22 protein-coding genes and 1 tRNA gene are annotated in these 25,355 nt (G+C 33.2%); 10 read left to right on the top strand and 13 right to left on the bottom strand.

Annotated elements, in window-relative coordinates; translation table 11 throughout:
• Positions 1 to 30 precede the first annotated feature (30 nt).
• Together GXM17_RS05475 and GXM17_RS05480 are read left to right on the top strand one after the other, a co-directional pair.
• Positions 31 to 104, top strand: a tRNA-Arg gene (locus GXM17_RS05475).
• Between the two features lie 723 nt (positions 105 to 827).
• Entirely contained in the window at positions 828 to 1,667 is an 840-nt protein-coding gene (locus GXM17_RS05480) for an alpha/beta fold hydrolase (RefSeq protein ID WP_163398276.1), read from the top strand.
• A 52-nt stretch (positions 1,668 to 1,719) separates the two neighbouring features.
• On the opposite strand, the gene GXM17_RS05485 is transcribed toward GXM17_RS05480, so the two are convergent.
• Positions 1,720 to 2,184, bottom strand: coding sequence for an Mpo1 family 2-hydroxy fatty acid dioxygenase (locus GXM17_RS05485; protein WP_163398277.1), 465 nt, complete (start codon positions 2,182 to 2,184; stop codon positions 1,720 to 1,722).
• A gap of 164 nt (positions 2,185 to 2,348) precedes the next feature.
• On the opposite strand from GXM17_RS05485, the gene GXM17_RS05490 reads away from it, so the two are divergent.
• The gene (locus GXM17_RS05490; protein ID WP_163398278.1) at positions 2,349 to 2,894 is read left to right on the top strand and encodes a DUF4494 domain-containing protein; all 546 of its coding nucleotides are present in this window, start codon (positions 2,349 to 2,351) and stop codon (positions 2,892 to 2,894) included.
• 526 nt (positions 2,895 to 3,420) lie between these two features.
• On the opposite strand, the gene GXM17_RS05495 is transcribed toward GXM17_RS05490, so the two are convergent.
• The 4 genes from GXM17_RS05495 to GXM17_RS05510 form a co-directional block, all read right to left on the bottom strand.
• On the bottom strand, positions 3,421 to 4,653 hold the full coding sequence (locus GXM17_RS05495) for a TMEM143 family protein (RefSeq protein WP_163398279.1): 1,233 nt from the start codon (positions 4,651 to 4,653) through the stop codon (positions 3,421 to 3,423).
• Between the two features lie 91 nt (positions 4,654 to 4,744).
• Complete coding sequence (locus tag GXM17_RS05500) at positions 4,745 to 5,380, bottom strand: hypothetical protein (protein ID WP_163398280.1); 636 nt, start codon at positions 5,378 to 5,380, stop codon at positions 4,745 to 4,747.
• 691 nt (positions 5,381 to 6,071) lie between these two features.
• A complete protein-coding gene (locus GXM17_RS05505) occupies positions 6,072 to 7,328 on the bottom strand; it encodes a hypothetical protein (protein ID WP_163398281.1) in 1,257 nt (418 codons plus the stop codon).
• Between the two features lie 32 nt (positions 7,329 to 7,360).
• Positions 7,361 to 7,768 carry a hypothetical protein gene (locus GXM17_RS05510; RefSeq protein ID WP_163398282.1) on the bottom strand — a complete coding sequence of 136 codons (408 nt, stop codon included), beginning with the start codon at positions 7,766 to 7,768 and terminating at the stop codon, positions 7,361 to 7,363.
• A gap of 275 nt (positions 7,769 to 8,043) precedes the next feature.
• On the opposite strand from GXM17_RS05510, the gene GXM17_RS05515 reads away from it, so the two are divergent.
• Both GXM17_RS05515 and GXM17_RS05520 read left to right on the top strand, forming a co-directional pair.
• Positions 8,044 to 8,463 carry a DoxX family protein gene (locus tag GXM17_RS05515; protein ID WP_163398283.1) on the top strand — a complete coding sequence of 140 codons (420 nt, stop codon included), beginning with the start codon at positions 8,044 to 8,046 and terminating at the stop codon, positions 8,461 to 8,463.
• 94 nt (positions 8,464 to 8,557) lie between these two features.
• Complete coding sequence (locus tag GXM17_RS05520; protein ID WP_163398284.1) at positions 8,558 to 10,087, top strand: SulP family inorganic anion transporter; 1,530 nt, start codon at positions 8,558 to 8,560, stop codon at positions 10,085 to 10,087.
• A 130-nt stretch (positions 10,088 to 10,217) separates the two neighbouring features.
• Here the strand turns inward: GXM17_RS05520 and groL are convergent, their stop codons facing one another.
• From groL to miaB, 8 genes are all read right to left on the bottom strand, one after another.
• Positions 10,218 to 11,849 (bottom strand): chaperonin GroEL, encoded by a 1,632-nt coding sequence (gene groL / locus GXM17_RS05525; protein WP_163398285.1) that lies wholly within the window; start codon positions 11,847 to 11,849, stop codon positions 10,218 to 10,220.
• A gap of 85 nt (positions 11,850 to 11,934) precedes the next feature.
• Complete coding sequence (locus GXM17_RS05530; RefSeq protein ID WP_012023920.1) at positions 11,935 to 12,210, bottom strand: co-chaperone GroES; 276 nt, start codon at positions 12,208 to 12,210, stop codon at positions 11,935 to 11,937.
• A gap of 143 nt (positions 12,211 to 12,353) precedes the next feature.
• Positions 12,354 to 12,683, bottom strand: coding sequence for a preprotein translocase subunit SecG (secG, locus tag GXM17_RS05535; protein WP_163398286.1), 330 nt, complete (start codon positions 12,681 to 12,683; stop codon positions 12,354 to 12,356).
• Between the two features lie 4 nt (positions 12,684 to 12,687).
• A complete protein-coding gene (locus GXM17_RS05540) occupies positions 12,688 to 14,070 on the bottom strand; it encodes a tetratricopeptide repeat protein (protein WP_163398287.1) in 1,383 nt (460 codons plus the stop codon).
• 52 nt (positions 14,071 to 14,122) lie between these two features.
• Positions 14,123 to 14,641: an LptE family protein gene (locus GXM17_RS05545; protein WP_163398288.1), complete on the bottom strand. Its 519-nt coding sequence runs from the start codon at positions 14,639 to 14,641 to the stop codon at positions 14,123 to 14,125.
• Between the two features lie 92 nt (positions 14,642 to 14,733).
• Complete coding sequence (locus GXM17_RS05550) at positions 14,734 to 15,993, bottom strand: sigma-54 interaction domain-containing protein (RefSeq protein WP_163398289.1); 1,260 nt, start codon at positions 15,991 to 15,993, stop codon at positions 14,734 to 14,736.
• 59 nt (positions 15,994 to 16,052) lie between these two features.
• Complete coding sequence (locus tag GXM17_RS05555) at positions 16,053 to 16,424, bottom strand: GxxExxY protein (protein WP_163398290.1); 372 nt, start codon at positions 16,422 to 16,424, stop codon at positions 16,053 to 16,055.
• Positions 16,425 to 16,505: 81 nt separating this feature from the next.
• A complete protein-coding gene (miaB, locus tag GXM17_RS05560; RefSeq protein ID WP_163398291.1) occupies positions 16,506 to 17,951 on the bottom strand; it encodes a tRNA (N6-isopentenyl adenosine(37)-C2)-methylthiotransferase MiaB in 1,446 nt (481 codons plus the stop codon).
• Positions 17,952 to 18,340: 389 nt separating this feature from the next.
• Here miaB and GXM17_RS05565 point away from each other — a divergent pair, with 389 nt between their 5' ends.
• The 5 genes from GXM17_RS05565 (at position 18,341) to porL (ending at position 25,349) form a co-directional block, all read left to right on the top strand.
• A complete protein-coding gene (locus GXM17_RS05565) occupies positions 18,341 to 19,135 on the top strand; it encodes a hypothetical protein (RefSeq protein WP_163398292.1) in 795 nt (264 codons plus the stop codon).
• Between the two features lie 171 nt (positions 19,136 to 19,306).
• On the top strand, positions 19,307 to 21,823 hold the full coding sequence (topA, locus tag GXM17_RS05570; protein ID WP_163398293.1) for a type I DNA topoisomerase: 2,517 nt from the start codon (positions 19,307 to 19,309) through the stop codon (positions 21,821 to 21,823).
• 3 nt (positions 21,824 to 21,826) lie between these two features.
• On the top strand, positions 21,827 to 22,978 hold the full coding sequence (locus GXM17_RS05575) for a formimidoylglutamase (protein ID WP_163398294.1): 1,152 nt from the start codon (positions 21,827 to 21,829) through the stop codon (positions 22,976 to 22,978).
• Positions 22,979 to 23,240: 262 nt separating this feature from the next.
• Positions 23,241 to 24,638, top strand: a complete 1,398-nt coding sequence (porK, locus tag GXM17_RS05580; protein WP_163398295.1) for a T9SS ring complex lipoprotein PorK/GldK — start codon at positions 23,241 to 23,243, stop codon at positions 24,636 to 24,638.
• A gap of 63 nt (positions 24,639 to 24,701) precedes the next feature.
• Complete coding sequence (porL, locus tag GXM17_RS05585) at positions 24,702 to 25,349, top strand: type IX secretion system motor protein PorL/GldL (RefSeq protein WP_163398296.1); 648 nt, start codon at positions 24,702 to 24,704, stop codon at positions 25,347 to 25,349.
• Positions 25,350 to 25,355 lie beyond the last annotated feature (6 nt).

Genomic DNA, 25,355 nt, shown 5'->3' on the forward strand with positions numbered 1-25,355 from the left:
TCTAATATTGATTTGGAGTTTTAAATATTTGACCGCGTAGTTCAACTGGATAGAATATCAGATTTCGGCTCTGAGGGTTGGGGGTTCGAACCCCTCCGCGGTCACTGGATAGGACAAAAAAGATTTTTCTTTTTTGTCCTTTTTTTATAGTTAATTTAGTCGTTTGCTTTATCTTTTAAGGCGAACGCCGCCATAAAAAGGATACTCGTTGCTGTCTGGGCTAAGGTCAATGATTTAAAAAAGAATTTTATATGATAGAATTGATTATTCTTTCTTATAAACCTTAAAGTGACAAATCCATTTTATGAAAATTTTCCAGATTGAGCATTTCACTCAAACTTGTGTGATAGATTTGCCATTCTTTAATTTGCCAGTTTTACTATTTCGGATAAAGCCTTTTCACCATAAACGAAAATCATTATTTGCTCAAGGGTTCTTCGTTGGCGGTCTATCGGGAAATTATTTCCCTTGATTTCCTCTTAGTTCTTTTGCTTCAAAAAATGTTTTAAAATAATGTTATTGAAATCTACAGAATAAAGGCTTTTTTCAATAGAATTAAATTTTAGTGCAGAACTAAATAATATCACGTCCCAATTCATTATTATAGCCTTCATGGTTGTATGCTGCTTGTAAAAGTTAGGGCTTTAGAATGTTTTGGTTATAACTGCTTATTGTTAATTGTATTTTAATATATTGAATTACAATTAATTAATATTAAGGTTAAATATGTTTGCTATATTTAACAGATTGAATTTTAACTCTGCAAATACCTGATGAGTATGATTTTATTTATAGTGAGTGGAATGCATAATCCTTAAATTATATTTATGAAAAAAATTTATGATACAGAAACAAGTTTTGCTGATTTAGGAGACAGGAAAATTGCTTACCGCTCTTATGGTAAAGGAACCGCAATAATTTTTATAAACCGTTTTAGAGGTACGCTTGATACGTGGGATCCCTTATTTATCAAGGCGATGGCTAAAAAATTCAATGTCATTACATTTGATTATAGCGGAATTGGTTCTTCAACCGGAAATTTGGCTCCGGATATTGTATTGGTAGCTAAAGATGTAAAAGATCTTGCTGATGCGTTAAAATTAGACACAGCTATCGTTTTGGGCTGGTCATATGGCGGATTAGTAGCACAGGCAGCGACATTGTTGTATCCGAATTTGGTAACACATGCCGTATTGGTAGGAACAAATCCTCCAGGTAAAAATGAGTTTCCTTTAGAGCAGGTTTTTTTAGACCATGCCCTTAAACCTATAAATGATTTTGAGGATGAAGTGCTTCTGTTTTTTGAACCAAAATCGGCTTTTAGTCTTGCAGCTGCAAAGGCATCACATGATAGGATTTATAAAAACATAGATATTCAGAAAATTCCATCCACGATGGAAGTCTTTCAGGGTTATTTTAATGGAGGGGAAAGTTTTAGAGAAGATATATTGAATTTTAGAGAGCAGCTGAAAAAAACAAAAACACCAATTCTAATTATCTGCGGAGATCACGATATAAGCTTCGCAGTAGAAAACTGGTATGCGGTTTTCAGTCAAATGACCAATGCGCAAATGATTGTTTATAGTGGAACGGGCCATGCGCCACATCATCAATATCCGGAACTTACTTCGAAATCCATTATCAATTTTGTAAAGCACACGTATTAAGTAGGCAAGTTTCTAACTGAATCAGGTTTGGAAGGAAGAATGATCTTAATTTTTATTTTTTAGAAAATATATTCTCTACAACCCATGCCGGACCAATTAATAAAAACTGAAGGTCTTTTAAGAAAGAAGGTTTTTTGCCCTCAATATTATGACCATAAAATTGTCCGATCCAGGCAATAATAAACAAGCCAATTGAAAATATCCACAAAGGAACAAATTGTGAGATGTAATAATTGGCAATCAGGCAAATTGCTGAAAAAAGCGCAATTTTAATTGCCATCGAAACAGATAGTCTGATATAAAAAATAAGTACAAAAATCAACACAACAGCTGCCCAGTTTTCTATAATCGGAGCATTTAGTGATAATGTGTTCGAAATAAAATTACTGGGAATACTCATTAATAAACCAACAATTGAGAAAAAAATCGCTGGAACGCATATATAATGGATCGCCTTATTTTTTGGATTTTGATGGCTAACTGCATATTCTTTAAACCATTGCTCTAATGTTTTCATTTTTTTTGATTCAGAATTCTACCAAAGCTATTAAATATTTTCGGGTTTTGAGTTAATTCTAAAATCCGTTTCCTTATCCTAAAATTGTGAATATCTATTTTTTCGAATAGTCGTTTTTTTTTAAGCGAAAATCTATCTTTGGTTTCCTTAAAAAAACAAAAGAAATGAGTGCAATTTGGTATGAATGCAAAGTAAAATACAGAAAAACGGATGATATTGGATCGCAAAAGGTTACAACAGAACCTTATTTGGTAGATGCAATATCTTATACAGAAGCAGAAAGCAGAATTAATGAAGAAATGAAGGCATATGTGAGTGAAGAATTTAAAATTACCAATATAAAAGTGGCAAATTATGCAGAAATTCATCCCTTTGAAAATGCAGACCGTTGGTTTAAATCAAAAGTTTCTTTAGTTGCTTTTGATGAGGAAAGCGGAAAAGAACGCAAAACGAACATGTATATACTTGTACAGGCAAATGATGTTAAGGAAGCTTATGAAAACACAGTTTCTGTAATGAAAAACACGATGGGAGATTATACCATTCCGGCTATTTCAGAATCACCAATCATGGATGTGTTTCCTTATTTTAGTGGTGAAGAAGAAGAGTTAGAGCAATTAGAAAGATTCAATGCACTTAAAGCTTCTAAGCCTGAATTGGTAACTGTGGGAGAAACAGCGGAGAATTTTATTGAATTAGAGACAGAATAAGATTAAAAAAGAAAAAGAGGACCTTATGGTTCTCTTTTTTTTATTGGCTTAGTAAGCACTTGTTTGAGTTTGACATGAAAATCAATAGACTGATTGAAGCCATTTTTCCAAAATTAACACGATAATTGTTATTATAAGAAACGAAATCCACAGGCTAAGAAGCATTTTTTTTGTCATAATCTTTTTTATAGCAATAATTTGTTAATTTTTTAAATAAAGTTATTTTTTTAACTTTATGTAGTATTTTTTTAAATGTATTATCTATAAAATATAAAGATTATTGTATTAATTTATCTTTTTTATAGCAATTCAAATCTTTTAACTGGCTCAATATTACTAAATAAATCGACAAAATGCAAAATAAAACGACAAAATACTTGTTTTTATTTTTTTATTTTTTAAAATTTTAATTTTGGATTCTAATTGTTAAAATATTTAGATATTGCCTTATAAAATAATTTGTTTTCAAAATGTTCGATCATAGAATTCTACAATCCAAGACATTGTTTTTTAAGTTAAAATAAATTTATCTCTGATTATTATAGTTAAAAGCCTCATCCCATAATTTATCAATCCTTATCAGGGCTTTCTCAACTGGTATGACTTCCCATTTGCTGTTAGTTTCTATTGCAAGTCCGAGGTTTTTTAATTTTGATAGTGCATCTTTTACATCAAAATCCAGCTCGGTGTTGAGTTTAGTTTTAAACCAGGATTCTATTTGATTGTCAAGTTCTTCAGCGCTTAAAGGAATTTTACTTTTGTATAAAAAAGAGTATCCCAGAATAGTTTCCTTAAATATTTCTTCTTCAGATGAATTTAAAAGCGAATAAAAGGCACCGCTATTATTCCCCAGATTTTTAAAATACAAACTGTCAGCAAGCATTTTAGCATATCTTATCTTCTTGTTTACAAAATTATTGTATTGGCGAAAACAATAAGCAGATAAAATTCCCAATGCAATTAATCCCTGATTTAAGGAAGTTTTACTGTTCAGCAAATCAATAGCTTCGCCTGTTTGATATGCTTCATACATATTAATCAAAGCAGGAATTACTTTGGCGCTCAATAATGAAATACCACCCAAAATTCCGGGAACCCAAAGCAAAAGTTTGTCTGTAGCAGACATTTTGGGAATCGCATTTGGAAAAATCGTTTCAAGGTCGTTTTTAGGAACACGCTTAAAGATTTTTAATACGATTGATCCGGGATCAGCAGGCATTTTTCCCAGCCTTACTTTTTGCTTCGTTAAATAATCGGCTTCGTTATAATTCAGGTAAATCATAACACGATCATAATATTCAATATCTATTTCTTTCTTCCAGAAAATATATTTCTTAATTATTTCTTTCGTTTTATGATGACCGCGAACATACAGTTCGTATTCTTTAAAAGCATTTAAATCTATTGAAAGCTTTAAACCAATTAAATCTGAATCCTTAAAGGCTTTGTCCAATATTTCCTGCTCTACACGTCTATAGTTGCCATGTTCTAAAACTTTTAAGAGTGTTTTTTTAAAAGTCAAAAAGTCACTTTTGCCTGCATATTTTTTGCGTTCATCCTCGCTTAAATCCGGATCGAATAAGGCGTAGTTTTGTTTGAGGTTTCGATTAAGATTAAAAGCTTCAAAATGATAATAATGCTCGATGATGTCAAATAGTTTTTTAAATTCCTCTGCTTTTTTTTGATTTTCAGAGAAACAAGCTATTTGTTGATCGAGTAAGAATTCCTTGTTGAAAGGAATATAATGTTCTCGTGTCATATGAATTTTGAAACTTAATTTTAAAGGTATTAATAAACACAAAAAATACCACCCGTATTTGATTTTGAGTGGTATTTTGTATAAGTTTTATTTATGATTTTAATATTCTGAAACGCCCCGGATACTTATCCCACAAACTTTTTTTGTTACCATAATAATCCATAAAATCTTCACAAACAAAAACAGCATGGGCATTTGACCATGCCACAACTCCACAAAATTCGCTGCCTGAAAGGCGTTTTAGTTCTTCAACGTGCTTCCCTTTTTGGAATCCTAAGTATTTATAGATAGTCGGAGTGTGTATTTCCCCATCTTCTAAATCTTCCAGAGCCTTATCAAAAGTTTTTTCTTTGTCTAAAATTTGCTTGTATTTTGCCATCACCGCATAAGTCAATACGGCATATTCTGTGATTTTTTTACTGTCTTCATTCGTTTTGATAAATACAAATCCGGCAGAAAATTCAGCTTTATTTAATTCATCAGTTTTCAGTTTAAACGTAGCATTATTTTTTAACGTTATCTGATATAAACTGTCGTTTAATTTTTCAGTAATAAAAAGATTGTCCAAACCATATATATTTAAGGAAGCTTTGATAAAAGCAATTGACGAACAATTTGTGCGCTCTCCCTGTTTAAAACTTTCAAATATTTTGTCAGAACTAAGCTGAGCGTGAGAATTTGAACAGGCAAATATCAAAAATAAAAATGTCGAAATAATAGATCGCATTGGCATGAGGATTATAATTTGTCTTTTAAGGTATCTGGAAAATGTGGATTTTTGCAAAGCTATAAAAATCAACTAATAATTGATGTTTTTAGCACTTAATTTTCTTTCTGTAATAACCTTTTTAAGCTTCTGTTTTTGTGTCTTATGATTTTGAATTAAATTCATATTTCTAAATGAGGCTTTTAAAAATGAATATGCCTTAAAATATAGAAGAATCTGAAGATTTCAGTTTTGTAATTTATGGTTTTGATACCTGAAAATACCAAACTCGATAATGTGTGTATTGGAAAAGAGAAAAATAACTGGATTATTTGGATGTTAAAACAAGCAGCCCGGATTCCACATCAAAGTCAATCGTGGCCAGGCATTGGACATAGTCATTATCGTTTTCTATAGATTGTAAAAAATCAATGATTTAGATAAGGGCTAAAATAAAAAATGAGATTCTAATCTTTTTACGGATTTAAATCTCACTAATTATTCCAAAAAAGTTCTTCATTTACAATTCCTTGCGGATAACTAAAAATGATGGTTAAAATTATTCTGTGCAAGAATAAAACTAATTTTGATTCTGGCTATACGTATAAATACCTGTTTTTTGTGAAATACTAAAATTATTAATCCACCCAACTGGATAATAGTGATAACTTTTTCATTTAATTCCGTTTAAAATATTGAAATCAGCATTTATTTAATTCTGTGAGTTTAATGACGATTTTCCGAATCCATAATTTATTCCAAATAGGGTAAAAAGGTTTTTGTCAATTCCGAAATTAGTTCCATAAGCAACTGTTACATATAATCCGTCACTTATTTTATATTGTACTGTTCCCACTTTTCGTTCACTATTTAAATTACTTCTGTCTGAGTAATCTCTTTTTATATATTCAAACGAAATTGATAAATCCTTGATAGAATATTCTAATTTAAAACCTAAATCAAATGCATTTTCACGTTTAAATACATCTGAGAAACCCTCTTCCAATACATTGTCACTTATAAATCTCGTGCATAATATAAATGCTAGATTGTCATTTAGTTCAGCTTTGTCAATGCTAAAGGCGTTCAGTGCAGCATTCATCCACAAACCACTTCTGTTGAAACGTTTGTTTTTTGTTGTATTATCCGGAAATGCTTCTGAATAAGCAAATGCTAAATCAACCTGGAGTAAAGGAAGATCATCTAATTCTTTTAAATAATTTTGAATTAGAGTATCCTTTTTAATGCTTTCTTCTAATAAATCAGGAGCCTGATTTTCAAAATCATCTATCCTTTTTTGAATAATTGCTCTGTTTGTGATTGCGTTTTGATATTCCAGATTAATGCTGTCTTTTGCAATATCATCATTTTCATTTTTTAGTTTTTTATACAATTCTCTAATTTTGTTGTCTGTACTGTTTAATTCTATGTCGAGAGCATCAACCTCTTTTTGATTAGGACGTAAGTTTACTATTCTCTCAGAAAAGTTTGCCAGGGCAGTTTTTAATTTCTGATTTTGTTTTTCGTTTCTGTAAGTAATGAGATTTGTTTTTAAACCAAAAGCGATATAGTTTGTATTTTTAATTAAACTGCCAGAAGTAGAATCACTGAAGACGGAAGCTAAGGAAATACTCATTTTATTAAATATACCTGTAAATGTATTTGATTTGCCTGCTTCATCTTTTATATTTAAATATTGGAAAACACTTGCGTTTTTAGGTTTAAAATACCAATAAGGGTTTACTTCTAATGCGAAATTCTTAGGTATTGCCGTGCCATTATTAGTTAAGCTCATTATACTTGCAGCAAATGCTTTAGGATTAGCGGGTCTGTCTATGGTACTTGGTGCTATGTCGAGTATTTGAAATCCCGGAGAGTTTAGGTTTTTCAAATCTTTAATTTCAACATTTTGTGCTTGATGTGAAAATGTACCCAGCAGCAATACTATTAAAATGAGAATATATTTCATATAAGTTAACATTTGTCTTTGAATATAATCTCTTATCTGCTTAATAAGTTGATTTTTTTTGTTCCGATTATAGTTTCACCACTAGTGCTTTTCTTTTTTTCAGTAGGTAATAATTCAAATGGACTTTTTTGATTTGCTTCTCCACCTTCTAAATAATAATGAATCTGTAAATTCTTAAAACAACTTTCCCAGGCAGCTTTAGGAATTTTAGTGAGTACGATATCAGTTTCAATTTTTATACTGCCTCCATCTAATTGCGAAGCGAAGCCCAAACTAGTTTTACTCACTAATCCGGCCCCATTTGATGAGGCTCCTTTGTTAAATATATTACCATTAATAATCAATTTTATTTCGGTCACAGCAATACCATGTGTAGAAACCGTAACAGTTATAAAAATTTCCTTTTTATCTTTTCCAATAAAGTAATTTTCTATTGCCATAAATTCTAACATTAATATATTTTACATTTTCTCAACAAGATTACTGATTTTAAAAAAAATAAGAATAAGTATTTGTACGGTATTTTAGTATAGAATGTAAATTAATTTGTTTTTAATGAGCGTTTTAAGTTGTAGAGTAATGTGAAAATCTTGCTTTGAATGTTTAACGATTATATGGATATAAAATAATAAGTCTCAGTAAGCTTGTAAACATTTCAGTCAGCTAATGCTTTAAATTTGTTTATAATTTTTTTACTTATAAAATAATCTTAATCATGGAAAATACAAATACATCAAAATTTCAGGATTTCATTAGAATAGTTTTAGGGATATTTATGATAACAGCCGCGTTAGGTCATTTTACTTTTCAGAGAGAAGATTTTCAGGCACAGGTTCCTGATTGGGTTCCTCTTAGTAAGGATTTAGTTGTGATACTTTCAGGAATCGTTGAAATCATATTAGGGCTGGCAATGCTGTTTCTGACGAAGTATAAAGTCAAAGTCGGAATTGCACTTGCTATATTTTACATCTTAATTTTTCCGGGGAATATCGCACAATATGTAAACGGGACTTCTGCATTTGGACTTGACACAGATCAGGCCCGTTTGATACGGTTGTTTTTTCAGCCTGTTTTGATTTTTTTGGCGCTGTGGTCAACTGGTGCACTTGCAGTTTTATTTAAAAAGAAACAGTAATTTAATATGGACTGAAATAGTTCCTTTTATTGTGAATTTATAGTTTTAAATTTAAAGATTCTTCTTAAGGCATATTTTTTTACATTTGTGCATTATGAAAAAAACTTTCCAACTCTTCGATTTTACCCAAAAGGTCAATTATAAAAATGAAATTTTAGCAGGTTTAACTGTAGCAATGACAATGATTCCGGAATCATTGTCGTTCGCTATTTTAGCAGGATTCCCGCCTTTGGTTGGTTTGTACGCTGCTTTTATTTCAGGCTTGGTTACGGCAATATTCGGTGGGAGGCCAGGAATGATTTCAGGAGGTGCAGGAGCTACTGTTATTGTTTTAATCGCTTTAATGAAATCCCACGGAATAGAATATGTTTTTGCAGCTGTTGCATTAGGGGGTGTAGTTCAAATTTGCATAGGACTTTTTAAATTCGGAAAGTTTATTAGACTGGTTCCGCAGCCTGTTATGTTTGGTTTCGTAAATGGCCTGGCAGTTGTGATTTTTATGTCGCAGCTGGAACAGTTTAAAACAGTTGTAAATGGTCAGGTTTTCTGGCTTCAGGGAACTTCTTTATATGTTATGCTGAGTTTAGTTGCTTTGACAATTGCTATTGTTTTAATTTTTCCGAAGATTACAAAAACAGTTCCGGCTTCTTTAGTGGCCATTATGGTCGTTTTTGCTTTGGTAATTGTTTTTAATATCGAAACCAAAACTGTAGAAGACATTGCTTCTGTCCAAGGCGGATTCCCTCCGTTTCATATTCCGGAGATTCCATTTTCTTTTGAAACTTTTAAAATTATATTTCCATATTCGGTGATTGTTGCCGCAGTTGGTTTGACCGAAGGTTTGCTGACGCTGAATTTGGTCGATGAAATTACAGGAACAAGAGGAAATAGTAACCGTGAATGTATAGCACAGGGAAGTTCGAATATTTTAAATGGTTTTTTCTACGGAATGGGAGGCTGTCCGATGATTGCTCAGACTCTGGTAAATCTTGGAGCGGGTTCAAGAGCCAGACTTTCGGGAATTATTGGCGCTTTGACTATTTTAATGATTATACTTTTTGGAGCTCTTGTAATTGGTAAATTGCCAATGGCTGCGTTGGTTGGCGTAATGATGATGGTGGCAATTACTACTTTTGAATGGTCAAGTTTCAAAATTATCAATAAAATGCCCAAACACGATATTTTTGTGGGAATTCTGGTTGCTATAATTACAATTCTATTGCATAATCTGGCTTTGGCGGTTTTAATTGGCGTAATTATTTCGGCTTTGGTTTTTGCCTGGGAAAGCGCTAAAAGAATCCGTGCAAGACATTATATTGATGAAAACGGCTTAAAACATTATCAGATATATGGACCTCTGTTCTTTGGTTCAGTAACTGCTTTTATGGAGAAGTTTGATATACAAAATGATCCTAATCATATCATAATTGATTTTAAAGAAAGCCGCGTTTCGGACATGTCAGCGATTGAAGCTTTAAATAATCTGACTAAAAAATACAATCAGTCAAATAAAGTTGTTGAACTGAAACATTTAAGCGAAGACTGCAGGCAATTGTTGAAAAACGCAGATGCCGTTATTAATGTGAATGTGATTGAAGATCCTACTTACAAAGTGGTATCTTAAGAATGAGATAATGTGTCAATTAGATAATTAGATAATTTCTGAATTTCTTCTGTTAAATCTTTTAATCCTTTAATATAAAAAAAACGCCAGATTTTTGTCTGGCGTTTTAAAGTTTTAAGAAGAGAAGGGATTACATCATTCCCGGCATTCCGCCTCCCATTGGCATTCCGCCTCCGGCATTTTCTTCTTTAATATCAATTAATGCACATTCTGTAGTTAAGATCATTCCTGAAACAGATGCAGCGTTTTCAAGAGCTACACGAGTTACTTTTTTAGGATCGATAATTCCCGCAGTAAGCATATCTACATATTCATCAGTTTTTGCATTATATCCAAAATCACCTGAACCTTCAGAAACTTTAGCCACAACTACAGAACCTTCAAGACCTGCATTTTCAACTATAGTTCTTAATGGAGATTCAATAGCTCGGGAAACAATCTGAATTCCGGTTGCTTCGTCAGCATTGTCTGCTTTCAAGTCGGCTAAAGCAATTTTTGCTCTTAACAAAGCAACACCACCACCAGCAACAATTCCTTCTTCTACAGCAGCACGAGTAGCGTGCAAAGCGTCGTCAACTCTGTCTTTCTTCTCTTTCATTTCAACTTCAGAAGCAGCACCAACGTAAAGAACTGCAACACCTCCGGCTAACTTAGCCAAACGCTCTTGTAATTTTTCTTTATCGTAATCAGATGTAGTCGTTTCCATCTGACCTTTAATTTGGTTCACACGGTTTTTGATGATGTCAGCTTCACCGGCGCCGCTTACAATCGTTGTGTTGTCCTTATCAATTGAAACTCTTTTGGCAGTTCCTAACATTTCGATAGTAGTATTTTCCAGTGTATAACCTCTCTCTTCAGAAATTACAGTTCCTCCTGTTAAGATTGCGATATCTTCTAACATTGCTTTTCTTCTGTCTCCAAAACCAGGAGCTTTAACAGCAGCAATTTTAAGAGCACCTCTTAATTTGTTTACTACTAATGTAGAAAGTGCTTCACCGTCAACATCTTCAGCAATAATCAATAATGGTTTTCCTGATTGGGCAACTGGCTCTAAAACCGGAAGTAATTCTTTTAAAGAAGATACTTTTTTGTCATATAATAAGATGTATGGAGAGTCTAATTCAACTTCCATTTTCTCAGGATTTGTTACGAAGTAAGGAGAAAGATATCCTCTGTCAAACTGCATTCCTTCAACAACGTCAACGAAAGTGTCAGTTCCTTTCGCTTCTTCAACAGTGATAACACCTTCTTTTCCAACTTTAGCAAAAGCGGTAGCGATTAGTTCACCAATAACTTCGTCATTGTTTGCAGAGATAGCAGCGATTTGTTTGATTTTATCAGAATCACTTCCAACTACTTTTGCTTGTTTAGCTAAATCAGCAACAATAGCTTCAACAGCTTTGTCAATCCCGCGTTTCAAATCCATCGGATTTGCACCTGCAGCAACGTTTTTCAAACCTTCTTTTACGATAGCCTGAGCTAAAACAGTAGCGGTTGTAGTTCCGTCGCCCGCTAAATCATTAGTTTTAGAAGCAACTTCCTTAACCATTTGCGCACCCATATTTTCTAATGCGTCTTTTAATTCGATTTCTTTTGCAACAGAAACCCCATCTTTGGTAACTGTTGGTCCACCAAATGATTTTCCGATAATTACGTTACGACCTTTTGGTCCAAGAGTTACTTTTACAGCATTTGCTAATGCATCAACACCGCGTTTTAAACCGTCACGTGCTTCAATATCAAATTTTATATCTTTTGCCATTTTTAATTTTTCTTTAAAGTTTTATTTGTTTCAAGTTACATTAGTCTTAATTTTTAATACTGAGAACTTAATCGTAATTTTTTTTTTAGATTATCGCTAAAATATCATCTTCACGCATGATCAAATAATCAGTTCCTTCCAGTTTTAATTCTGTTCCTGCATATTTACCATACAGGACAGTATCACCAACTTTAACGGTCATAGTGTGATCTTTAGATCCGTTTCCAACTGCAACTACAGTTCCTTTTTGTGGTTTTTCTTTCGCAGTATCCGGAATAAAAATACCTGAGGCAGTTTTGGTTTCGGCTGCTACTGGCTCGATAAGTACGCGATCTGAAAGCGGTTTAATGTTTAAGGCCATGATTTTTATATTATTTTAGTTATACGTTTTTTAATGTTCTGTTTAGTTTCAGAAATTGTGCCATGCTTATAAAACTGACATTTTTTCCTAAAAAAAATGCCAGCTTTGACAGGCTGGCATTTTTGTCTTTATTTCAAAAAATATTATTTAGCTGCAGGAGCTGCAGGTGTAGCCGGAGCTGCAGGTGTAGTTGCAGCAGGCGCTTCAGTTTTTTCAATAATTTTGGAGTCAGTATCACTTAATGATCCTGTAAAACTTAAACTTGAAAGTAATATTAGAGCAATTAAGATAGTAGCTAATGTCCAGGTACTTTTATCTAAAAAGTCTGTTGTTTTTTGTACTCCGCCTAACATTTGAGTTCCGCTGATTGTAGATGACAATCCTCCTCCTTTAGGGTTCTGAACCATGATTACTACGATCAATAGAAAACAAACTATTGTGATTAAAACTAAAAAAATTGAAAATGTGCTCATTACCTTAATTATTGTTATTGTTATTTTGTTGTAAAATCTTTATGTCCGATATGCGGTCTGCAAAGAAAGTAATTTTTTCCGGATATTTCAAAATTAATATTTCATATGCTTGTATTGCCTTTGTATATTTTTTTTGCTCTAAATACACTCTGGCTAATGTTTCTGTCATTAAGTAGGAATTATCTTCTTTAGAAGAATCAATTTGTACAGACTGGTTAATTGCAGTTTGTTTTATGGGAGATATTTTTGGATTTGTTTCGATAAATTTATCAATTATTTCTGCTTTTTTCTTTTTTTCTTCGTCAATCATTTCGTTTTCGACTATATTTTCAACTTTTTTTTCTCTTATCAAAACTTCTTTTTGATCTTTATTTTTCCGGTCTATCGGCTCTGGTCTTGCTAATTGCAGCCATTCCTGAAAAGAATGTTTTTCATTACCGGAAAAATCCAATGGTTTTCCTATTTCAAGATTTTCTTCTGCTGTTTTTACTGTTTCCGGAACTTCAGCTTCTTTTAGTTCTTCAACTGCACAAACTTCTTCAAAAACAGCCGTTGCATTTTCTACTAATGAATTATATATTGATCCATCAATTGGTTCAAGACTTACTTCAGGAATTTCATCTTCTACAACTTCATCAAAAAAAGTTCTTGTTGGTTCCTTAACAAGCACTGGTTCACTAACTGTTTCAACTGCAGGTTTTTCTTCAATAGCTGGAGTTAGTTCCTGAAAAGAATCTAATGTTGGTTGCTCAGTAATCGAATCAATTGGATTTTCTTCAATTTTTTCAGATTTTTCAAAAGTATTTGTTACTTCTTTAAAAGAATCTAAAATTGATTGTTCGGAAACGGAATCAATTGGTTTTACTTCTAAATTTACCGGTTCTTTAAAAGAAACTTTTTTGACTTCTTCAAAAGAGTCTAAAATCGATTGTTCAGAAACTGACTCATTTGTTTTTTCTTCAATTTTTGCAGGTTCTTCTGTAGCAGTTGTTGCCTCCTTAATTGAATCTAAAATAGACTTTTCAATAGGATCAATCCGAACTTCTGTCAGTTTCTTCTTTTCTTCTGCTAATACAATTTCGCTGTCAAAAACAGAAATGTTTAAAAGATCTCTAAGTTTGCGGTCATAATATTCGCCCTGAATAGAAGTGAAAGTCTCAGAAGTAATAAAGTCAAACAAAACCGAACGATCTGATGTATGTGCAGCTGTAACTTTTAAGGCATAATTATACTTAAAACTGTTTTGATTATAAAGCCCTTTTAATCGCAATGCACGTGCACTTTGAAAATAGGGAAATTCAATCAAAACACCTCCTAATTCTTCTGTCTGCTTTTCTGTTATTGCATCAGGTTTATTGATTAGGTAAGTATAATTAGTTACGTTCATTATTTTATTTTTATATGTTGTTTATCATCCTTATTCAACAATTTGACCTAAATTACCATTTCGCTAATGACTCATTAAAGATATCCTGCGTAATTCTTTCGAAAATATCTTTGATGGCTTCATTTAAGACTGTTCCTACAAGCTGCGATTGGGCTGGATAATCATGATAAAATTCGAATGTTTTTTCAAAATCGTCAGTTTCTTTCTTTCTGTTTGAAAAACGAACATTTACACGGATTGTTAAACGGTTTTGCGAAGCTGCCGCATCACCATTTGTTGTCACAGCTGTTGCTGTCATTGGTGTAACTCTATAATCGGTAATTTCACCTTCATAAAGCAAATCGCCATTCGAACTAACCAGGTTTAAATTCGTTTGATTCATAATCAAATCCTGTAAAGTCAATGTGAATTCCCTGTCGATTCCCGGTTCAATCAAATCTGCGTTATTCTGAAAAAAGTTCACCTGAAATGTTTTGCCGTCAATTGCAGAAGCTCCAGTAAAATTATAGACCGAGCAACCGCTAAAGGTTGTGGCAATTACCAGAATTAAAATGTATTTTAAGTTTTTCATTTTGTGTTTTGGAATTTCTTCGTCAGTTCGCTGACGCCCGGGTCAAAGATATTTATTTTCGTTTAAAACACTTTGTGTCTTTGCGCTTAAAATTACAAATCGAACTGTTTAATTTTTCGATACAATGTTCTTTCAGAAATACCTAATTCATCAGCAGCGGCTTTTCGTTTACCTTTGTTTTTCTCTAATGATTTTTTAATCATTTCGATTTCTTTTTGTTCCAGACGCAAAATTTCTTCTTCCTCAATTGTTTCGGCATCTAAATAATTATTGTGGTTCTGTATGTGGTAATTGTCTTCATGTGTTGCCGGTGCCATAACAGCTGTTCCTGGTTCTTCTTCAAAATCAATTTCACTGTCATTTTCCTGTGAACCATATATTTTCTGAATTAAATTTGGATTAATATCCTGCACTTTTGATGAGCCATTTTTCATCAGTTCCAAAGTGAGTTTTTTCAAATCATTCAGGTCGCTTTTCATATCAAAAAGCACCTTATACAGTATATCTCTTTCAGTACTGAAATCACTTTCTTTTTTGTTGTCGCTGATAACAGAAGGCAAATTGCTTCCTTCAGCTGGTAAATAAGACTGCAAAGTCGCAAGATTAATATCACGATTGGTTTCTAAAACAGAAATCTGTTCGGCTACATTTCGAAGCTGACGAATATTTCCGCTCCATCTGAATTTCTGTAAAAGCTGAATTGCGCCATCATCCAGTCTCAAAGGAGGCATTTTATATTTATGAGCAAAATCGGCAACAAATTTTCTGAACAATAAATGGATGTCATCATTTCTTTCGCGTAAAGGAGGTAATGTAATCTCGACAGTACTTAGACGATAATACAAATCCTCACGAAATTTTCCTTTTTCGATGGCATTAAATAAATTTACGTTGGTTGCTGCTACAATACGAACATTGGTTTTTTGAACCTGAGATGAACCTACTTTTATAAATTCACCATTTTCCAGAACACGAAGTAGTCTAACCTGAGTGGTTAATGGCAGTTCGCCAACTTCGTCCAGGAATATTGTTCCGCCATCTGCTACTTCAAAATAACCTTCACGGGTACTTGTAGCGCCTGTAAAAGCTCCTTTTTCGTGCCCAAAAAGCTCACTGTCAATTGTTCCCTCCGGAATAGCTCCGCAGTTGACAGCAATATATTTACCGTGCTTTCTGTGCGAAAGCGAATGAATGATTCTTGGAATATTTTCTTTACCAACACCACTTTCCCCGGTTACCATTACTGAAATATCAGTTGGAGCAACCTGAATGGCTTTTTCGATAGCGCGATTTAATTTCGGATCATTTCCAATAATTTCAAATCGTTGTTTTATTGCCTGAACTGTTTCCATATTAGATTTTATCTTTTGCCACGAATTTCTCGAATTTCACTAATTTTTAAAAAAAGTGGTCAATGAATAACTCTTTTGTGTTGTAATGTCTTTTTATTAAAATTAACGATAATTCCTAAATCACTATCGGCTAATTTTAAATAATTTATTGTTTGAGCGATATATTCATCAATTATTTCTTTTGATGCTTTTACTTCTAAAATGATTTCGTCATAAACTACAAAATCGGCATAAAATTTATGTGCTAAAACAATTTCTTTATATTGAATATCGTATTCTTTTTCACGTTCATAGGGAATATTATGTTTTCTAAATTCATACTCTAATGCATCCTTGTAAACAATTTCTAAAAGACCACCGCCTAATATTCTATGAACTTCCATGCAAATCCCAACAATTTTATAGTATTCATCTTTTCTGTACAATTCCATATTTGTTTTTTAAAAACAAAACTACAGAAATTATTGAAAGAAAATTCGTGTAAATTTGTGAAATTCGCGGCAGAAAAAAAATTAATTCATGCTACTCAATCCTACAGCTTCACCTTTTAAAGTTCCACTGGTACAGCTTGTAATTTTTACGTTTACAAAATCCCCAATTTTGTAATTATCTTTTGGAAAAACAACCGTAATACTCTGAGAGTTTCTTCCAGAGAATTCTTCTTTAGATTTTTTAGAAACCTTCTCAACCAAAACTTCAACTGTTTTCCCAACAAATTCCTCGCTCCTGAACCAGGCATGTTTTTGTTGTAAATCAACAATTTCCTGTAATCTTCTTGCTTTGGTTTCTTCCTCTACATCATCTTTCATTTTTCTTCCGGCAAGCGTTCCGGGACGTTCCGAATACGAATACATATAACCGAAATTATATTTTACATATTCCATGAGGCTCAAAGTATCCTGATGATCCTCTTCTGTTTCAGTTGGAAAACCGGCAATCATGTCCTGAGAAATCGAAGCCTCCGGAACAATTGCCCTGATTTTATCAATCAAAGCCATGTATTCTTCACGGGAATGTAGGCGGTTCATTTCTTTTAAAATTCGGTTGCTTCCCGACTGAACCGGCAGGTGAATGTGTTTACAGATATTTGGATATTTCGCAATAACATGCAAAATACTTTCATGCATATCCTGCGGATTAGAAGTCGAAAATCGAATACGCATTTTAGGGAAACCAACGGCAACCATTTCAAGTAACTGATCAAAATCAACTGCAGTTGCTTTTTGCATTTCAGAGGCGTTGACGAAATCTTTTTTCAAACCACCGCCGTACCAAAGGTAACTGTCAACATTTTGCCCTAAAAGTGTAATTTCCTTAAAACCTTTATTCCATAAATCCTGAATTTCTGCCATGATACTTTGCGGTTCACGGCTTCTTTCGCGACCACGTGTAAAAGGTACAACACAAAAGGTACACATATTATCGCATCCCCGGGTAATTGAAACCAAAGCTGTGATTCCGTTGCTCATCAAACGAACAGGCGAAATATCTCCGTAAGTTTCTTCTTTTGATAAAATTACATTAATGGCGTCACGTCCTTCTTCAACTTCTGCTAATAGATTTGGAAGATCTTTATAAGCATCAGGACCCACAACAAGATCGACTATTTTTTCTTCTTCCAGAAACTGACTTTTCAAACGTTCTGCCATACAGCCCAAAACGCCCACTTTCATTTTCGGATTTGTACGTTTTACAGCATTGTATTTTTCAAGGCGTTTACGAATCGTTTGTTCTGCTTTGTCCCGAATCGAACAGGTGTTTACCAAAACCAAATCGGCTTCTTCTAAAACTGAAGTCGTATTATAGCCTCCATCAGACAAAATGGAAGCTACGACTTCACTGTCCGAAAAATTCATCGCACAACCGTAACTTTCTATAAATAGTTTTTTAGTATTCTCAGGCTTATTTTTCAAAACAAGACTTTCGCCCTGTTTGCTTTCTTCAATAATCTTTTCCATTATAAAATTTCAAAGTGCAAAGATAGCGTAAATACGATCAATATGACAAGATGTCAGATAAAGAATTAACAATGTTTTCAGAATCGTTTTTCAAAATTGTTTTATAGTCCATTTGCATTTTACAAACTCCATTTTACTTATTTAGGAGCTGTTTCCGGCTTTCCGTTTCAAGTCCTCATTAAAAAAGCAAAGTTTCTAATGTTTTAAAAAGAGCTTCCGCTGGTCGCTTTTTTAAAACAGGAACTTTTGCTTTTTTAAACTCCGGGCTTTACACTTCAATCCGGGCTATGGCATTCGGTTTCAAAAATAAAATGACGTGTAAAATTAAGTAATTTGTGAAAACTAACATTTAGATTTATCTTTGTGAATTAACATAAAATCACGTACAAATGAATGAAAATGTATTAAGAAAAGAGAGAGAAAATGTGTTTAAAATTAATCACTATTATTATTTAGTAGAATCTTGTTTAAAAGGATTTTTTGACAATTATGTTCCAGTTAGGGTTCTTGAAATGAATCAGAAATTTATAAAATTTCTTGATTTATTAGAAAATAAAGAATATAATAAGGTGTTAAATCATAGTTGCTTAACTCAATTTTGGAGTTTTTACCCTTTTAGCTATTTATTTGAAAAAATAGGTTTCTCAAAGTTAGAATCAAATCCTTTTAATATAAATGAAATTTATGTGGTTAGTTGTTATGAAAATGATAACAATTATATAATTCATTTAATTGAGAGAGGAAATAAAGGTTTTTTCATAAAAAAGAAAGAAGAGTTTTATGATTTAAATTTAGAAGAATTGAAAAGGGTAGGAGAAGCTTTTACTGATATAAAATTAGAATATAATAAATATCATTTTTTTGAAAATCCGACTTTAGATTTTCATAATTTACCATTTAAAGAATTGCGTTGTGATAAAAGAGTAAAAGTACTTATGAATACGCTGAATACTAATGAATATGTAGTTTTTTTTAACGAAGAAAGTCTAATTCATAAAAAGTATCTTTTGGATAAAACAAGTCAGCCAAGTGAAATTACGAGATTGGAAGATTTAAAAAAAATGAAAGGTGAAGAAATAGTGAGTGTAGGGTGTTTATTGAAAAAAATATTGAATATAAAAGATTTTAAAATTATAGATAAATACGTTTTACAAACTTTTGAAACTTCTCTGATCAGAAAATAAAAAGTACATTTCTCGTTCATGAACTCTTAAAAATTATACCTATATATATAATCAATCTGTTTACAGATAAATCCTCAATTTTAAGTTTCATAATATCAAAATACTTCAAAAATGCATTCGCAAGGTTAATATTTAAAAAAAACTTCTACTTTTGTTGCAGAAAAACAGACTATGGCAAAGAATTTAGTAATAGTGGAGTCACCTGCAAAGGCAAAAACGATCGAGAAATTTCTTGGTAGTGACTTTCAGGTGGAGTCGAGTTATGGACACATAGCCGACTTGCCTTCCAAGGAAATAGGAGTGGATGTCGAAAATGGTTTTAAACCAAAATATGAAGTTTCTCCGGATAAAAAATCTTTGGTAAGCAAACTTAAAACACTATCTAAAAATGCCGAAACGGTTTGGTTAGCATCCGATGAGGACCGCGAGGGAGAAGCTATTTCATGGCACCTGGCGGAAGAATTAAAATTGGATACCAAAAAAACCAAACGAATCGTTTTTCACGAGATTACCAAAAGTGCGATTCTTAAAGCAATCGATAATCCAAGAGAAATAGATTATAATTTAGTTAATGCGCAACAGGCTCGACGTGTTCTGGATCGTTTAGTAGGTTACGAATTGTCTCCTGTTTTATGGAGAAAAATCAAAGGTGGACTTTCTGCAGGTCGTGTACAATCCGTTTCTGTACGTTTGATTGTAGAGAGAGAACGCGAAATTCAGAGCTTTAATGCAGTTGCAACCTATTCGGTTGTTGCAGAGTTTGTTAACGAAGCTGGAAAAGCTTTCAAAGCAAAACTCCCAAAGAACTTCAATACTAAAAAAGAAGCCGAAGATTTTTTAAATAAAAACATCGGATCACAATATAAGGTAGCGGATTTAGAAACTAAACCTACCAAAAAATCTCCAACAGCACCTTTTACAACTTCAACTTTGCAGCAGGAAGCAGCAAGAAAATTGTATTTGCCGGTTGGTATCACCATGCAGCTGGCACAGCGTTTATACGAAGCCGGACTTATTACTTATATGAGAACGGATTCTGTAAATCTTTCCAAAGAAGCAATGGATGCGGCTGAAGCAGAAATCATCAAATCTTACGGAAAAGAATTCTCAAAACCGAGAGTTTTTGCCAATAAAAATAAGGGAGCACAAGAAGCACACGAAGCAATTCGTCCTACTGATATGTCTCGTCACACCGTAAATATCGATCGTGATCAGGCTCGGTTATACGATCTGATCTGGAAAAGAACTTTGGCTTCGCAAATGAGTGATGCTCACTTAGAAAGAACCAACGTAAAAATCGAAGCGAACAATCACAGCGAAATCTTTACAGCTTCGGGAGAAGTATTGCTTTTTGAGGGTTTCCTAAAAGTTTATCTTGAAGGTCATGATGATGATGAAGAAGAACAGGAAGGAATGCTGCCTGCTTTGAAAGTAAATGAGAAGTTAGCTAATAATTACATTACTGCAACCGAAAGATATTCAAGACCGCCGGCACGTTATACAGAAGCATCTTTGGTGAAAAAGTTAGAGGAACTGGGAATTGGCCGTCCTTCCACTTATGCTCCGACTATTTCAACTATTATCAACAGAAATTATGTTGAAAAAGGTACTCTTGAAGGTGTTGAGCGTAATTACACGCAGCTTACTTTACAAAATAGTAAAGTAGGTGAAAAGCTGCTTAAAGAAAATACAGGTTCAGACAAAGGGAAATTAGTTCCAACAGATATAGGAACTATTGTTACTGATTTCTTAGTGAAAAATTTCGGGAATATTCTTGACTATAATTTTACAGCAAAAGTAGAGCAGGATTTCGATGAAATTGCTGAAGGAAATATTGACTGGGCAACTATGATGCAGGAATTTTACGATAAGTTTCATCCAAATGTGAAGGACGTAGAAGCAAATGCGGAAAGAGAAAGTGGTGAAAGAATTCTCGGTAAAGATGCAGACGGGAGGCAGGTGTCAGTTCGTTTAGGGAAATTTGGACCTATGGCTCAAATTGGTGAAGCGGATGATGAAGAGAAAAAGTTTGCCAGTCTGATGGCAGATCAAAATATAGGAAATATTACTTTAGAAGAAGCTCTGAATTTATTTTTGCTGCCTAAAAATCTGGGAGAATATAAAGGTGAAGAAGTGGAAGTAAGTAATGGACGTTATGGACCTTATGTTCGTCATGGAAGTGTTTTTATTTCTCTTCCAAGAGGTGAAGACCCACTTGCAGTTACAAAAGAAAGGGCTCAGGAGCTAATTGATGAAAAAGCGCTTGCTGATGCGCCAATTGCAGTTTACAAAGGCGAACCTGTTCAAAAAGGAGTGGGGCGTTTTGGGCCATTCATTAAATGGAACGGTCTTTTTGTTAATGTCAGCAAGAAATACAATTTTGATAATTTATCTCAGGCTGATGTTGAAGAGCTAATCGAAGATAAATTGCAAAAAAATATTGATAAGGTTCTTCATAATTGGGAAGAAGAAGGAATTGTGGTTGAAAAAGCACGATGGGGACGCTCGGTAATTTTAAAAGGTAAAATCAAAATTGAATTGAGTAAAGATGTTGATGCAACAAAATTGACGTTGGCTCAGGTTCAGGAGATGATTGCGGCTAAAACGCCGGCAAAGAAAACACCTGAAAAAAAAGCAACAACCGCAAAAAAAGCACCGGCAAAAAAAACAGCTGCTAAAAAGAAATAAGAGATGGAATTTGATTTTCTGGAACCGGTCAGTGAAGGAGTTTTAAAATATATTCATTCCTTATCTTCTCAAGAATTGGGTAGTAAAATTGTTTTACATACGCAGGACGAGTTTCCCGATATAAGTAAAATAAATATCGCTATTATTGGTGTTTTAGAAGATCGTAGAAATATTGATATTGTTAATGAAGTTAACCTGACAGCAGTTCGTAAAAAACTGTATGGGATGTTTCCTGGCAACTGGGATGCGTCCATTGCTGATTTGGGCGATATTTTAGCAGGGGAGTCGGTAGAAGATACTTATTTTGCACTAAAAAAAGTAGCTTCATTATTGATAAAAAATAAAGTGATTCCGATAGTTGTTGGAGGTTCACAGGATTTGACATATGCTTTGTATCGTGGCTATGATGATTTGGAGCAAATGGTTAATTTGGTTTCTGTAGATAACAGATTCGATTTTGGTAAAGAAAATGAACTAGTTTCGTCCAATTCCTATTTGACAAAGATCATTATTGACCAGCCAAATAACCTTTTCAATTATTGTAATATAGGTTATCAAACTTACTATAATTCCCAGGAGGAAATTGATTTGATTGAAAAGTTGTTTTTTGATGCTTACCGTTTAGGTGAAATTTCAAACAATATAGCTTTAGCAGAACCTGTTTTTAGGGATGCTGATCTGGTTAGTATCGACTTAAATTCTGTAAAGTCATCGGATTCAGGAAATATGGTTTCTTTTGAACCGAACGGATTTAACGGCAAAGAGATTTGCTCTTTAGCTCGATATGCGGGTATTAGTGATAAAGTTTCATCATTTGGAATTTTTAATCATAATAGCACTGTACATGAATCAGCTATAATTGCACAAATAATTTGGTATTTTATCGAGGGATATCATTATCGTTCTAAAGAGTATCCTTTTGGCAGCAGGACAAATTATTTAAAATATATTGTTCCGCTTGAAGAGGAAGAATTGATTTTCTACAAAAGTGATAAAACGGATCGTTGGTGGATTGAGATTCCCTTTTTGTCAAACGGAAACAATAAATTGAAAAGAAATACGTTGTTACCTTGTTCTTACGATGAATATTTGTCTGCTTGTAATCAGGAATTGCCTGAAAGATGGTGGAAAGCGCAGCGAAAAAACGCTCTGTAATTAGTGTATTTAGTTGAAAATCTTAATTTTTTAATTTTTTAAGAAAAATATTTATTTTGAATTACGAGAATAAAATCATTAATCATAAAATTTCACGTTTTTATTCTTATTATTTTTAATTCTTTCTCTGTAAAATATTTTTTTTTTATTTTTTTTAACATTAATTTTGACCGCTGAAATAAATATAGATATAGTGTTGTTTTTTTAAAAAATAATAAATACGTTTACGACTTATAATAATGAATAGAAATCCCAAATTTATATGAAGAAGTTTATTGCATTTGCGACAATGTTAACACTAGTAATTAGCTGCGGTAAATCCGGTGATAAAGGCGAGTTAGTTGGTGTGCAAGGAGGAAAATGGCATCCTGAAAAGCCTTATGGAATGACTTTGATTCCTGGCGGATCTTTTATCATGGGTAAATCCGATAGTGATCTTGCTGCAGTAGAAGATGCTCCTACTAAAACAGTAACTGTTCGTTCTTTTTATATGGATGAAACAGAAATTACAAACTCTGAATATCGTCAATTTGTAGAGTGGGTAAAAGATTCTACAATGAGAGTTCGACTGGCTATTTTAGCAGATGAAACTGGTCAAAAATCAGCAGATGGAACTGGGAAAGGAAAAAAAGCCGGTAGTATTGCTGATTATGCATTTAATGATTCAGAGCCTGAAAAAATGACTGCATACGACAAATATATGTATGATAATTATTATAGTGTAGGAACGAAAGATGATCCTTATGCAGGTAGAAAATTAAATAAAAAAGTTAAATTAATAAAAGATACAAAAGCTTATCCGGATGAGTATTATGCTGAGGTAATGGATTCAATGTATTTGCCAATTGAAGAATCATATAATGGTTTGAGAACAATTGATGTAAATAAGTTGAAATTCAGATATTCATGGATGGATATACAGGCTGCGGCAAAAGCTAAGGTTGGTAAGAGAAAAGATTTTGTTAAAACTGAAGAAGTGCCAATTTATCCTGATACTGCTGTTTGGATTAAAGATTTTGCTTACTCCTATAATGAGCCTATGCATAATGATTATTTTTGGCACAAAGCATACGGAGATTATCCTGTAGTAGGTGTTACCTGGAAACAAGCTAAAGCTTTCTGTGCTTGGAGAACTCTAAATAAAAATAGTTATATAAAATCAAAGAAAAAAGGGCGTGACCTGGTGAATGCTTTCAGATTGCCAACAGAGGCAGAATGGGAGTATGCTGCAAGAGGAGGTCTTGAATCTGCAACGTATCCTTGGGGAGGTCCATATACCAAAAGTGACAGAGGTTGCTTCTTAGCAAACTTCAAGCCAAGCAGGGGAGATTATGCAGCAGATGAAGCTTTGTATACTGTTGAAGCAAAATCATATGAAATGAATGGTTATGGATTGTATAATATGGCAGGAAATGTTTCTGAGTGGACAGATTCAGCTTATAATCCAAATGCATACGAATATGTTTCTACAATGAATCCAAACGTGATTGATGGAAACAATCAAAGAAAAGTTGTTCGTGGTGGCTCCTGGAAAGATGTAGCTTACTTTTTACAAGTAGGAACACGTGACCATGAATATGCAGATTCTGCAAGAAGTTATATAGGATTCAGAACTGTACAGGATTATATGGGAACTCAGGCGACCGGAAGCAAAAAATAATAAAAAATAATTAAATTCAATTCAATAACCAAATCTATTTAAAACCTAAAAAAGAGTATTATTATGGCATTATTAAGTAAAAAAGCAATGAATTTCGCTTATGGTATGGGAGCGGCAGTGGTAATTATTGGAGCATTATTCAAAATTACTCACTTTGAGATTGGACCTTTAACAGGTACATTAATGCTTTCAATCGGACTAGTTACTGAGGCGTTGATTTTTGCATTATCGGCTTTCGAACCTGTAGAGGATGAATTAGACTGGACACTGGTGTATCCTGAACTGGCGAATGGTCAGGCAAGAAAGAAAGTTGAGAAAGTTGAAACTCCAACTGATGCTCAGGGATTGTTGTCTCAAAAATTAGATGCAATGCTTAAAGAAGCAAAAATTGATGGAGAATTAATGTCAAGCTTAGGAAACAGTATTAAAAATTTTGAGGGAGCTGCTAAAGCAATTTCTCCAACAGTAGATTCTATTGCGGGACAAAAGAAATATGCTGAAGAATTATCTATGGCTGCTGCACAAATGGAATCATTAAACAGTTTATATAAAGTACAATTAGAAAGTGCTTCAAGAAACGCACAGGCAAACACTGAAATCGCCGAAAACGCATCTAAATTAAAAGAGCAAATGCAATCTATGACTGCTAATATTGCTTCTTTAAACAATGTTTATGGTGGTATGCTTTCTGCAATGAGTAACAAAGGATAATTAGTT

Source organism: Flavobacterium fluviatile (genome assembly GCF_010645065.1).
In the GTDB taxonomy this organism is placed as follows: domain Bacteria; phylum Bacteroidota; class Bacteroidia; order Flavobacteriales; family Flavobacteriaceae; genus Flavobacterium; species Flavobacterium fluviatile.